The sequence below is a fragment of the Mucilaginibacter sp. P5_A6 genome, from assembly GCF_056400585.1.
Genome location: NZ_JBFUKZ010000012.1, coordinates 122,229 through 135,546, shown reverse-complemented (window position 1 = coordinate 135,546; position 13,318 = coordinate 122,229). Strand labels below are relative to the sequence as shown.

Genomic DNA, 13,318 nt, shown 5'->3' with positions numbered 1-13,318 from the left:
TTTATATGTACTATACGTTGACCATCTGTTTAAAAATATCTTGCTGATAAGTCATCCTGTTAAATGTTGCCTTAATTTATAATACGGACAAAATACTGTTACTAAATTAATTTAGCACGATTTTTTTTGGATAACCAAAGGCTTTTATATTTTTACATTTACCATACTATAAAAACCCGCTTATGATTACCAGAAGACATTTTATTAAACTAAACAGCGTTGCAACTGCTGGTTTGGGCCTTGGCGTTGTACCAGTACCAACCTGGCTTGGCAGCACCGCGCCTGTATTTGAAAGCCGTCGCCCAAAACCTGCCGACCGCAAATTCACCAGCAAGGCTGTTGAAAGCATTATACAAAAAGTTAAAGCCGATATAAAAGACCCGGAAATAGCCTGGCTTTTTGAAAATTGTTACCCCAATACTTTAGATACAACAGTAAATTATTCAGAAAAAGACGGGAAACCCGATACATTTGTAATCACCGGCGATATTTTTGCCATGTGGATGCGCGATTCATCGGCACAAGTTTGGCCCTATTTGCCACTTATAAAAAATGATCCGGCCCTTAAAAAGGTGATACAAGGGGTATTAAGCCGGCAGGCCAAATGCGTTTTGATAGATCCTTACGCCAATGCCTTTAACCAAGGCCCCACCGGCAGCGAATGGGACAGCGATGTAACCGACATGAAGCCCGAACTGCATGAACGCAAATGGGAGATTGATTCCCTTTGCTACCCTGTTCGTTTAGCCTATAACTATTGGAAAATAAGCGGCGACACCAGCTTTTTTGACGAAACCTGGCAAAAAGCAGGTAAAACCATACTGGATACTTTTAAAGTACAGCAGCGCAAAACAGGCAAAGGTCCGTACCACTTTCAGCGTAAAACAGAAACCGCCAGTGATACCGCGCCAAACAAGGGTTATGGTAACCCGGTGAAACCTGTTGGGCTCATCTGCAGCATCTTCCGGCCATCCGATGATGCTACTATCTATCCCTTCCTTGTACCATCTAATTACTTTGCGGTAACCAGTTTGAGGCAAATGGCCGAAATGTTTACTGTGATAGGCAAGGATGCCAAAACAGCGGCAGCGTGCAAAGCCCATGCCGCCGAAGTGGAGGCCGCGCTTAAAAAATATGCGGTTGCCAATCACCCGGTTTATGGTAAAATTCTGGCCTTTGAGGTTGATGGTTTTGGCAACCAATTGTTGATGGATGATAGCAATGTGCCAAGCCTGCTTGCCCTGCCGTACCTCGACTCGTTACCGGTAAGCGATCCTTTGTACCAAAACACACGCCGCTTTGTGCTGAGCCTGGATAACCCATACTTTTTTAAAGGCAAAGTTGCCGAAGGTATTGGCGGTCCGCATGTGGGGATGGATTTTATATGGCCAATGGCTATTACGATGCGCGCACTAACTTCAACAGATAAGTTAGAGATGACCCGATGCCTGCACATGCTAAAAAACACCCATGCCGGTACCGGCTTTATGCACGAAGGTTTTCATAAGGATAATGCCAGCAACTTTACCCGCAAATGGTTTGCCTGGGCCAATACCCTATTTGGCGAGCTGATTATTAAATTGCATGCGCACCACCCGGATTTATTGCAGAAGATATTTTAAATTTTGAAATAAAAATGCCCGTGATTTAATTATGGGCATTTTTATTTTGAAGTGAAATTATGCAAAGATAATTTGCGTTTTCGAATATACAGAGCAGTATGGATTGCATACGGGAGATGCAAAATATTGAGTTTTTACACTAAATACCCATTACAAATAACCTGCTGCTAAAACAAATTATTATTTTCAGATAGCTTTTGAGAACTCACCAGCAAATTTACAGCTTCCATATTTCATCAATGTGAAGTTTGGTAACTTCTCGTTTTTGCCCTTGTTCAGTTGATTTTTGCAGATGCTTTGGATTTGCTTTGGATGATAACCGGTAAGCTGTATCCCCGGGTTCTTCACTGATATTATAATCAACATGCAATGCATCCAGGAACATGCGAATAGCAGTTTCCTGATCAGCGGTTATGGGATGGATAGTTAGTGTTGTCATACTCAAATATAATTAGTTTTTAGCTTTTTGTCAACTATAACTATCAAGAAATCAGGGCAAATTCATTAAAATAATTCAGGTAAGGGCAGATATGTTTTTCAATAATATACAAACTCAAAGGTCGCTGCTCCGGAGAGCAAAAACTTTGTAAAGAAAAATATACGCAGTTTACAACCTCCTTCAAAACAAGGGCCTGCCCAGCATAGCATTGTACAAAAGCAGGGATATTAATACAAAATATGCTGCTGCAAAAATGATGGTTGCTCCCGCGTTTTTAAACCAGGTTAAAAAGGCAAATAAGGGCACAATTTGCAAAGCGTGTAAACCCATAAAATGAGCTATCCGTAAATCACCCGCTATCCGGCTCCAGTTAAAAAAAGGCAGGCCCTCTCCACCGTCGCTGGCGCCAACGGTATGCGCCAGCCGACTGGCCATTATACCACCTTCAAAAGCAAAAACACCTGCCATAATTATCCCTAAACGGATACCCCACAATAAAGCTGCCGGCATTTGCACTGCCTTTACTTTAAAAAACAGGAACCCCATATAAAGCGCAAACAGTGTTTGCGAAGCGATAACTACCCCCATTAAGCCAAACACCAGGTTGTTATAAAGCCCGGTAATGTTGTAATGCGATAGTTGTCCTCTTGCGGCCTGTGTAGCAATACAAACCATTTCGAACGAGAGGGCAAATACACTAAAGTTTATGAATCTTTTTTTAACCCGGTCAAAAGGCAGATATTGTAAAAACAGCGGCCATGTTAGGCTGTAAATAGCTATGGATAAGGCAAACTTCATGGGCTTTATCCATAAGTTGATCCCCATCAGCTGCCGGTGATCAAACTGAGCGATGATGAGCATCAGCACAAACAGCGCAAAATGCGCTAAACCGCAATAATAAAAAGCAGGACTTATATTCCTGATCCGGGTGAATAAGGTTTTCATTTGGTGGTTTTAATTTTAGTGATGATTTGATAAAGCAGGTAGCCACATGGCCCAAACATGAAAGTGAGTACCAGGCAGGGGATTACCAGCCAGTGAGAAACCGCCCTTGTTTGTGCCGATTGGATGACAGAGAAGCCGATAAGCAAATCAAAAGCGAGGTAATGCACCCAGCCGGCGAGGAGCAGGTTATCATTGCTAAAAAGCATACGCACCTCCTGTATCGACCCAAATCCACCACCCTGAACGCTAAAAAAGCCCGCAATGTAAATACAGTAAATAACAGCCAATAATAAGGGAACAACAGCATAGTTAATTAACCGCTGTGTTACCTTCCATTTTGGAAGCGTTATTAACAGTAGCCATTGCAAAGCCGCAAGTGTGCTAACTGCCGAAAAAACCTGTGCTGAATTCATATCATTTTTGATTTATTTGATACCGCTGTGCATTTAAAATGCACAGCACAAAAATGACGTTAATAGCTTCGCCCAAAAATGATTTGAGGTTAAAAAGAGCAGCTGATTTATTAACCTAAGTTAATTTTTGGCATTTAAAAGCCTGGCTCGGATGCGGCTGAGGCTTTGAGGCTGGATGCCCAGGTACGATGCAATCAAATGCTGTGGTAGCCTTTCAAATATATGGGGCTGGGTGCTTAGTAATTCCTGGTACCTATCTTCGGCCGATTGTATCATTAAATTACGGTTTTGTTTGGCAGCACCAATAAAAAGTTTCTCGGCAATAATGCGCCCAAATTTTTCAAAGCGCTGGCTGTGCTGGTACAAAGCCTGCATATCGGCGTAGCCCAGGGTAAACAGTTCACAATCTTCAAGGGCCTCAATAAAATCGGGCGATGGAGTCTGTAATAAAAAGCTTTCGTAATCACCAATCCATTCGCCTTCAAAAGCAAACCCAATGGTATGGTCCCCCTTTTCGCCCCGCGAAAAATACCTTAGTCCGCCTTTATAAACAATAACCATACTTTTGCAAACCTGCCCCTCTTTCAGGTAAAAAGCATACTTTTTTAAGCTTACCGGCTTAAGTCTCTGCATAAACAAAAAAAGCTCTTCATCGTTAAAATCAACAAGGCTACGTAATGATTGCGTAATAATTTCGTGCATATGGAATGGGCAGCGCTTATCAATGGCCAAACACCAGGAGCAGCTATACCAAATATACACGGATAATTGCAAAACTTTCAATCCCGGTATGCCGCTGCCATCTAAGTTGAGGGTTTTCACGCAAAGAAGGGAAGACGCAAAGTGATTTTATTTTGCTTGCGTCATGACGTGAAATCACATGGCGTTTGAATGCCACGGATGATCTGTTGGTGAAACAGCTATTTAACAATCTTTACTTGCGAAACAACTATGTAGTTATAAGCGCCATACGGTAAGGTATCGTGTTTCCAGTTCAAATTAACATTTATTGGGAATGCCGTGTTTTCACTGATGCCCAATTGTTGTAGTGTTGAATTAATTTTGTAAAAGGGTGGCGGTTTTTTGGCTGTATCGTCTTTAATAGTTATTTCAAGGCCTCCGCACATGGGGCTGGGGCATAACCTAAGGTCGTAGCCAATTATTGTCCCCTGGCTTTTGCCGGGGTTAGGGTTGCTTTTTTTACAACCAAAAACAATCAATCCTAAACCTAACAGGAGAAACATTTTTTTCATGTCGGCTTTTTCTTCTTATACGCTAGGGTGGCGCTAAACGCTACATCCAGGCAAACATAAAAATATATCTCGCCAGCCGATACGGAAATATTACTATCAATTAAATAAGTGTATCAAATAAGGCCTATCTAAATTAAAAAGCAATTAAATACTATTTAATACCAACATATTTTAATTATTAAATTTATCATTTACATATAACTAAAATATACCATAGTATAGTACCGTTTTCATATTGTACAATCAAAACATAAATACTTGCGAATAACTCAAAATGTGGAAAAAAACCGCTTTAAAGGCAGTATTTTTCGGCTTTTAAAATTTTAAATTAAAAAAAAACCTTATAGATTAGCTTTAATTAAAAACAATAGACCTCATAATTTAAAAGGAGTAATTAAATGAAAAAATTTACTGAAGTAAAAGAGCTTGTAGCTTCTTTAGAGGCTGACGCCGACAAATTCTACAACAAAGGAAACAGCGCTGCCGGAACCCGGGTTCGCAAAGGTATGCAAGATCTTAAAAACCTGGCACAGGCTATCCGCCTTGAGGTTCAGGAGGCTAAAAATAAAGAAAGCTAAGGAAGATTTTTTGATCAATCTTATTCCTATAAAAACCCGGTTACAATCAATAACCGGGTTTTTTTGTTGCCATTTTGTTCCTATTGATCGATAAATTGAGGGCGATCCCTGCGGTCCGGGTTATTCACTCATACTACACAGGCCTTAGCCCCGAGGGCCGGTGCCCGTTACTATCCCTATCGCGAAAAACCAATATTTTTGCCTCCTGCAATTATAAACAGGAAGCCGCGGATCAAAATAAGAAGGAAAATCCCCCACCTTTTGAAGGTTTTTTCATTTCTTCAAATTTTTCTATTTCCTTCCCTAACAGAAAAGCGTACTCGCCGCCCATAAAATTCCGGAATATCTGAATATTCTGCTGTTCACGTGTATCAACCAGGGCCTGGATGTATGCGACCTTGTTTTCGCTTTGTACAATGGCTAAAGGCAGGTTATAATAAGCCTGAATATAATTCATCAGCAAGCGGGAGGTACGGCCATTACCATCATAATACGGGTGGATGCTTACGAGGTTGAAATGAGCATCAAACGAAAGGTTTAATTGCTCCGCTACAGACAGGGAATTTTCCATTGCCTCATTCAACTTTTTTACAAGGTCCTTTGTTAATCGCTCTACCTTATCAAAGTTCGGGAAATAGGAAACCCCAGCCGTTACATTACCCCTACGGAATGCTCCTGTTGCTGAATCTACGGTACCCAGCATAGTGTTATAAACTTTACCGGTATTTTTCATCACCAGGGCATTTATCTGCTGTAAAAGAGTTACAGATAAACTTCGCTTAGCTTTTGCATTTTCCATTGTAAACAAAAGGGCGGCATGATGATCCGTTACCATCAGGCTTTCTTCAAGCGGCTTACCATTAGGTGTGCGCCCCTCATTAATAAGCACCTGTGTTTCAATTTCGGTGAGCGTGGAGCCCTCAATTCGCGTTGAATGATGATCAATGGCGATCAGGTTAAACCTGTCATGATCAAGCACCCCCGGTATGCCCAGGTCATTATATTTTGTTATGAGTTTTACCAGGTCCATATTTGATGATACGAAAATAGGGATAAAACAATTCAAATCCGATCTGTTCCTGATCTGGGTGGCGACTAAAAGGTTAATTTATACCTTCTCCCATCTCCCGGATTAATATGATATTTAAAAATACACAGTAAGGAACCGCACGTTCTCTCACTTTCTATTTATTGCCGCAACAAAAAAGCCACATCAAATTGACATGGCTTTCTTTATTTTTAAGCTGTCGCTATTTAAGCTAAACTTTGCGTTTCCTTAATAATGGCATCGGCAGTAGCCTTGCCAACCTGCACCAGGGGTAACCGCACGGTATCACCGCAAATGCCTAATTGCTTTAAGGCGGCTTTAACGCCGGCCGGACTGCCATCGGCAAACATCAGTCGGGTAAATTCTATTAAACTATAATGAGCGGCATGGGCGCCTTTATAATCGTTATTCAATAATAAACGCACCATATCTGATAGCTGTCTTGGCAAAGCGTTGCCTATAACCGATATCACTCCTACCGCGCCCAATGCCATCATAGGCAAAGTAACCGGATCATCGCCCGATATGAATAAAAACCCTTCGGGCATATCACGCACCAGTTGGTTAAACAGGTCGAAACTACCCGAGGCCTCTTTTATACCGATGATATTTTTAAAATCCTTTGCCAGGCGCACTGTGGTTTCGGCACTTATAGTACTGCCCGTACGGCTGGGTACATTATATAAAATAATGGGCAGCTTCGCATTTTCGGCTATTGCTTTATAATGCTGGTAAATACCCTCCTGTGTGGGCTTGTTATAATGCGGGCTTGCCGATAGTATGGCATCGAAACCATCGGTATTAAATGATTTTACCTGCTCAACAACTTCATGAGTATTATTACCACCTATACCGGCAACCAGGCCAACACGCTTATTCACCACCCCGGCAGTAAAAGCCCAAACCTGCTTTCGTTCGGCCTCGCTTAACGTGGCGCTTTCGCCGGTTGTACCTAATGATACAAGGTATTCTACCCCGCCATCAATCAAATGTTCAATAAGGTTTTTCAACCCATCGTAGTCGATCTTTCCATCCGCATGAAAAGGGGTCACCATGGCTACCCCCGTTCCGTAAAATATATTCATGATTAAATTTAAAGGACGCTAATATAGGAGGAAAGTATCAAGTAGTTAGTATCATGTATCAAGATTTTATCGGATAAGTATCATGTATCAAGCCTTGACTGGTATTAACGGTACAGTTTTCTATTATCGCCGGCTGAAGATTACTTGCTACCTGATATTAACTACTTGCTGCTAAAGAGAAATTCCTATCACCAAATTATTCCTCATATTACTTCCGCTATTATAACTCACGCCGTACAATACCCTCACAGCGCGGTATTGTAAACCGAAACCAAGTTCGGTGTAATTTTTAAGTGTTGGAGTGTACAGGTAATTTACATCAATGATCTCCTGTAGTTTTAAATTGCGGATAAAGGGGATCTTATTGGTTATAAAACCCGAGAAGTTATGTTCCAGATGACCTTCGATGTATTTATCCGGTGTGCTGAAATTGTAATAATTCAAAAGCAGGAAGCGGTTAAAAGCCGGTTTGTAAACTACCAGCTGGTTACCATCAAAGTGCTTATAATCTGGGTAATATACTTTGTTTGTATTGAGGAATTTTCCTGCGCCGATAAAAAAGGAGGTTTGCCCATAAAAACCGAGGTCAATATCAGATTTCGCAATGTCGGCGCTCAGCAGGTCGTAGTCCACATCGCTTCCAAATACCCCGTTTATCCCTTTGGTATAATTGATACCGATAGTTGGAAATTTGGATGGCAGATACCTACGACCAAACGGATAGGTTTCATACCGGTTGCTAAAATCATAACTAATGCGTGTACTTATTTTGAAGGATTGATTCTCTGGAAACAGCGGTACATCCTGCGTGGGCACTAAAGGATTGTTTGAAGTAAACTGGCGGTCGCTGTTATGAAAAAAGCTGTAATTGGTACTATTAGGCAACCATTTACGGTTAGCCCACTCCACATAGGCGCTGGCCTGCCATCCGCCGCCGATCCGACCGGAAAGCGATGCCGAGGCAAATTGTTTTTGATACAGCTTTTGATAGTTCCACCTGTAAAACAACGTGTAAACTGAATTTAAAAATGGAGATTGGGGTTGATTATTGTTGAGATCAGTAATGTCCGATCCGGCGTTGAAGCTCAATGTCATTCGCTTCACGGGCATAGCAACCCCGGCAACGCCATTAAACAGGTGATTGCTGAAACCATAGCGTGCCCTGGCATTCACGGTTATAGAGCTATTGTTAACGGTATCTGTAAGTTTACTGTAACTTACACCATAGTTAACAGCAAAACCCTCAACGGTGTTGTACAATACCGAGTTTAATACACTGTTATAGTGAAAACTTTCTTTATTGTACCGGTTACGGGTATCAATACCTGTAACCAGCAAATTACTTAGTTTAAAAGTGTTATTGGCTTTATCCAACGAATCGAGATAGGGTTTTGATTCGCGTTTAATGGCCAGTTTACCCTTAACCTCATAGTCTTTCTTTTCCTCATCGGTAAGCGGAATAGGACGCTCCTGTGCCCAGTATACCGAATCCTTATCATGCCCTTTGCTGATATTGATCCGCTCCACAAAATCCTTTTTGTTAAGTACGGGGTTAAGGTCATAATTTTTATAAATGCTTATAAAATACCCGCCCAGCTTAAAACCAAAAACACCGCCGGTAAATTCAAATTTAATTGAAGCCGGCATCCATACCTTATCATTTACCGGGTAAAACTGTTGGTTTATCTTCAGCGTATCAACAAAATTGATGTTCGATTTTTTACTGATAAAAAGCTGCAATGCCGAAAGCCGCCAGCTATCGTCCAGTATGTAAATATAGCCCTCAAAACATGGATCGTAACCGCGCCGGGGCGTTACCTGGATTTTGTTAATGGTTTCGCCGTTTTCAACGGTCACTCCTATCAGCTTATACTTATAGTAAAACAAGGCATTATCCGCTATGGGCGATACCAGCGGGCGGTTGCTGAGGCCCTTCCAGCTCTCAAAATTCTGGTAAAAGTTCACCAGCATATCTGATGACCGGTTAAAGCTGAAAGCCCTGTTAAAACCCGATACTTTTGACGATACCTGCACCTCATGCACCAGGTCGGGCCGCATAAAGCTGTATTTTGATTCAGACTCCGAAAGGTACACAATGCCGGTACGATTGGAGTCGAGCCCGGCCTCGCTGGTAGCTTTCTGCACATCAAAACCCATGAATGATTTTGGGGCGGCCAATAATTTTTGTAATCCTTTTATATAAATATCGCAGGTATAGGCATTTACCTCGTTTAAATAAGTTTTGCGCTTTTTAATAGCCTTCCGGATGATGGCGTAGGCCGGATCTTCGCCGCCGGCATGTATGGCAATATCCTTAAGCTGGTAGATTTCCGTTTTCAGGCTGATGTTTATCACCTGGCTTTCAGTTAGCCTTACCTGTTTACTTTGCTGCCCAAATCCTACTGCTTTAAACTGCAACTCATAAGTGCCCGGCTTTAGCTGTATCTGGTAAGCGCCGTCGCTGTTGGCCGATACACCTTTGGTGGTGTTTTTTATATATACCGATGCAAAAGGGATGGGTTTATTATTTTCGTCGGTTATTTTACCGCTGATGCTGAGCTGCTGTTGTGAAAACACATGAATATTTAAACCTAAAAACAGGAATAATAACGGGGTTAATTTCATTTAGCAGGTATTTAAGCTAAGATGAAGCTTATTTACTAAATGTTACAGTGGTTAAATGTTAAATTGTGTGAAATCGCTTTGAAATAACTAAATGTACCATTGGAGCTAAAATCCGGGGACTTTGAAGGGGGAAATGACATTTTAAAAGGTTTGTCATCCTTGAACGTTTGAAGGATCCATTCGCATACTGTACAGGGCGAAGAAGCATGGCGAAGAATAGATGCTTCACTGCGTTCGGCATAACCCATGACTTTTTTTTGCAAACAGTCATGGGTAGGCACGAAGCTTACAAATTTTAGCTTATCAGGTCCAGCAACTCCTGGTCGCTGATGATGGGGATATTTAATTTTTGAGCTTTTTCCAGCTTGGCGGGGCCCATATTATCACCGGCCACCAGGTAGCTCAACTTAGCCGAAATACCGCTCAATATTTTACCGCCATTTTGCTCAATAAGGTCTTTCAGCTCATCGCGCGAGAATTTTTCGAACACACCGGATATGATAAAGCTTTGCCCCGTTAATTTCTCGCTTGCCAGCTTAACCTCATTTTCCACTACAACAAACTGCAAATCCCGGGCTTTTAATTTTTCTATTTCCTGCTGATGTTTTTGATCGCCAAAATACTCGATAATGCTTTGAGCAATACGCTCACCTATTTCATCCGCAGCCACGAGGTCTTCAAGACTGGCAGCCATCAGTTTATCAATTGAYTTAAAATGAAAAGCCAGTTTTTTGGCTACTGTTTCACCAATATAACGGATGCCCAGGCCAAACAATACCTTTTCAAACGGCATCTGTTTTGATTTTTCGATCCCGTCGAGCATATTGTTGATGGATTTTTCTCCAAAACGGTCTATCTGTTTTAACTCATCGGCATGCGTATACAAATCGTAAATATCACTAATGTGTTTTATAAACCCACGCGAGTATAATGTTTCAATTGTTTCATCGCCCAAACCATCAATATCCATGGCTTTACGGCCAATAAAATGCTGCATTTTGCCAACTATCTGCGGCGGGCAGCCTTCATCATTGGGGCAGTACCAGGCAGCTTCACCTTCGGTACGTAATAATGGGGTATTACATGCCGGGCAATGGGTTAAGTAGGCTATAGGTTTTGCATCGGGTTTGCGCTTATCTAAATTCACACTGATGATCTTCGGGATGATCTCCCCTCCTTTTTCAACAAAAACGGTATCATGTTCGTGCAGTTTCAGGCGCTCGGTAATTTCATCGGCATTGTGCAGGGTGGCGCGTTTTACAGTTGTGCCTGCCAACAGCACCGGCTTTAAGTTGGCTACCGGCGTAACCGCGCCTGTACGGCCAACCTGGTAGCTTACCTGCAGCAGTTCGGTCTCCACACGCTCTGCTTTAAACTTGTATGATATGGCCCAGCGGGGCGATTTGGAAGTAAAGCCCAGCTCCTGCTGCTGCGAGTAATTATTTACCTTAATAACAATACCATCTATATCATAGCTCAGACCGAAACGGTCTTTATCCCATTTGTTTATAAATTCCAGTACATCGTTAATGTCGCCGCATAAGCGGCTATGGTTATCTACATGAAAACCCCAGCTTTTTACAGCTTCCAGGCTTTCCCAATGGGTTTTAAACAAAGTTTTTTCGGTGTATAAACCATACAGGAAACAGTCAAGCGGACGCCTGGCTACCTCTGCCGAATCCTGGAGCTTCATGGTGCCCGATGCAAAGTTACGCGGGTTGGCGTAAGTCACCTCACCATTGTCTGCACGTTCTTTGTTCAACCGCTCAAAGGCTTTCAGGTGCATAAACACCTCGCCCCTTATTTCAAACAGATTGGGGTAGCCGCCTTTATCTAACTTTTTAGGGATGCTGTGAATAGTGCGCACATTGGTAGTTACCTCATCGCCCTGTGTACCGTCGCCGCGGGTTACGGCGCGAACCAGCTTGCCATCTTCATAAGTTAAACTCATGCTGAGGCCATCAAACTTAAGCTCGCAAACGTATTCAAAATTATCGCCAATAGCCTTGCGGATGCGCTGATCAAACTCCACCAGTTCCTGCGCGTTGTAGGTGTTACCTAACGACAGCATGGGCCAGCGGTGCTTTACTGTTACAAACTCCTTGGTGATATCTCCACCCACCCGTTGCGTAGGCGAATCCGGGTCGGCAAACTCCGGGAATTCCTTCTCAAGCTTGTTCAGTTGCTCCAGTTTCTTGTCAAAATCAAAATCGGTAATTGTAGGCATAGCCAGCACATAGTAGTTGTAATTGTGCTGCTTTAACTCGGCGGTTAATGCCTGGATCTGTTTTTTTGCTTCGGCGGGTGACATATATGCGAAGGTAATAATTTAGTGATTGGTCGTTAGTCACTGGTCATTAGTTTTTTCAAATGCTGGCCTAATGACCAGTGACTATTGGCTTATCCGTAATAACCGTTTCACTAATCATGCTCATTGGAAAGGTAATGCCGCCGGGAACATCTGGATTATCTTTTATTGACACCGTTCCGCTGATATTTTGTTTAATTTTTGATTCGCTGATCCAGCCGGTTACCTTATCTGCTTTAATATCGGATATCATGGTTCCCTTCATATCATATTTCATCGGCATATCCGCTACCGGCCCGGTAATGGTTACTATTGTGCCGTCGCCATGGATCACGTAACTTGATGGCGTAACATCAGTTAGCTGGTAATCCGTTGTAACATTGGCCTTCATGGTGCTTTGAAGCGTGGTGCGGATGGTCCATTTATCATTTTTCGCTACAGCTATTTCCGGAAAAACCGCTGTCGACATTTCGATGCTTCCTTTAATAGCCCCGCCACCAAATGATTGTATGAACTTTGCTTTTAACTGTTCTTTTTGCACTCCCTGGATCTGCGAAAAACCATCAAGAACTGATGAGATCATGCTTTCGACATTTTCAACCGATTGAATCTTGCCACTTTTGGTAAAAGTGGCGGTAAATGGCTTATCAATCAGGCCTCCTAAAATAGACGACATAATATCCGCAGGGTCTTTTTTTTGGGAATCAAAGCTCACCGCCCCGCTTGGTAACTGCATTTTCATATTCAGGTTTTTGTAGGTAACCTCCATATAGTACAGGGAATCGTCTGCATTTAGCACTTTAAAGGATGTGGTTCCGGATATTGAAACATCCATATTATTTACCTGCCCGTTTATGGTTTGCTTTATAGCCGATGTGGTGGTGGTAATCATATTATAAGTATTACCTTTTGTTAAATGCAGAGCGAGTTTTAACCTTTGCCCCTGGCAGGTAACTGTTGCAATTAACAGTAAAAACAGGTTGAACAGATATTTCATGGCGT

General features: G+C 42.2%; 12 protein-coding genes. 2 read left to right on the top strand and 10 right to left on the bottom strand.

Features of this window, described 5'->3' with window-relative positions; translation table 11 throughout:
- The first annotated feature begins 182 nt into the window (after positions 1-182).
- Entirely contained in the window at positions 183-1,622 is a 1,440-nt protein-coding gene (locus tag AC1DO4_RS14795; protein WP_477417085.1) for a glycoside hydrolase family 125 protein, read from the top strand.
- A gap of 217 nt (positions 1,623-1,839) precedes the next feature.
- Here AC1DO4_RS14795 and AC1DO4_RS14790 read toward each other — a convergent pair whose 3' ends face one another.
- From AC1DO4_RS14790 to AC1DO4_RS14770, 5 genes are all read right to left on the bottom strand, one after another.
- Complete coding sequence (locus AC1DO4_RS14790; protein WP_477417083.1) at positions 1,840-2,061, bottom strand: hypothetical protein; 222 nt, start codon at positions 2,059-2,061, stop codon at positions 1,840-1,842.
- Positions 2,062-2,241: 180 nt separating this feature from the next.
- Entirely contained in the window at positions 2,242-3,006 is a 765-nt protein-coding gene (locus AC1DO4_RS14785) for a hypothetical protein (protein WP_477417081.1), read from the bottom strand.
- Entirely contained in the window at positions 3,003-3,419 is a 417-nt protein-coding gene (locus tag AC1DO4_RS14780; protein WP_477417079.1) for an ABA4-like family protein, read from the bottom strand. Before AC1DO4_RS14780 ends, AC1DO4_RS14785 begins: the two co-directional genes overlap by 4 nt.
- A 120-nt stretch (positions 3,420-3,539) precedes the next feature.
- Positions 3,540-4,121, bottom strand: a complete 582-nt coding sequence (locus AC1DO4_RS14775; protein ID WP_477417077.1) for a Crp/Fnr family transcriptional regulator — start codon at positions 4,119-4,121, stop codon at positions 3,540-3,542.
- A gap of 218 nt (positions 4,122-4,339) precedes the next feature.
- Positions 4,340-4,672, bottom strand: coding sequence for a hypothetical protein (locus tag AC1DO4_RS14770; RefSeq protein WP_477417075.1), 333 nt, complete (start codon positions 4,670-4,672; stop codon positions 4,340-4,342).
- Between the two features lie 398 nt (positions 4,673-5,070).
- Here AC1DO4_RS14770 and AC1DO4_RS14765 point away from each other — a divergent pair, with 398 nt between their 5' ends.
- Positions 5,071-5,250, top strand: coding sequence for a histone H1 (locus AC1DO4_RS14765; RefSeq protein ID WP_090652322.1), 180 nt, complete (start codon positions 5,071-5,073; stop codon positions 5,248-5,250).
- 232 nt (positions 5,251-5,482) lie between these two features.
- Here AC1DO4_RS14765 and AC1DO4_RS14760 read toward each other — a convergent pair whose 3' ends face one another.
- From AC1DO4_RS14760 to AC1DO4_RS14740, 5 genes are all read right to left on the bottom strand, one after another.
- A complete protein-coding gene (locus tag AC1DO4_RS14760; protein WP_477417073.1) occupies positions 5,483-6,280 on the bottom strand; it encodes a Fic family protein in 798 nt (265 codons plus the stop codon).
- Positions 6,281-6,504: 224 nt separating this feature from the next.
- Positions 6,505-7,383 carry a 4-hydroxy-tetrahydrodipicolinate synthase gene (dapA, locus tag AC1DO4_RS14755; protein WP_477417071.1) on the bottom strand — a complete coding sequence of 293 codons (879 nt, stop codon included), beginning with the start codon at positions 7,381-7,383 and terminating at the stop codon, positions 6,505-6,507.
- A 171-nt stretch (positions 7,384-7,554) separates the two neighbouring features.
- Complete coding sequence (locus tag AC1DO4_RS14750) at positions 7,555-10,008, bottom strand: DUF5686 and carboxypeptidase regulatory-like domain-containing protein (RefSeq protein WP_477417069.1); 2,454 nt, start codon at positions 10,006-10,008, stop codon at positions 7,555-7,557.
- Positions 10,009-10,303: 295 nt separating this feature from the next.
- A complete protein-coding gene (ligA, locus tag AC1DO4_RS14745; RefSeq protein WP_477417067.1) occupies positions 10,304-12,319 on the bottom strand; it encodes an NAD-dependent DNA ligase LigA in 2,016 nt (671 codons plus the stop codon).
- A 67-nt stretch (positions 12,320-12,386) separates the two neighbouring features.
- Complete coding sequence (locus tag AC1DO4_RS14740; RefSeq protein WP_477417065.1) at positions 12,387-13,313, bottom strand: DUF6263 family protein; 927 nt, start codon at positions 13,311-13,313, stop codon at positions 12,387-12,389.
- Positions 13,314-13,318: the final 5 nt, after the last annotated feature.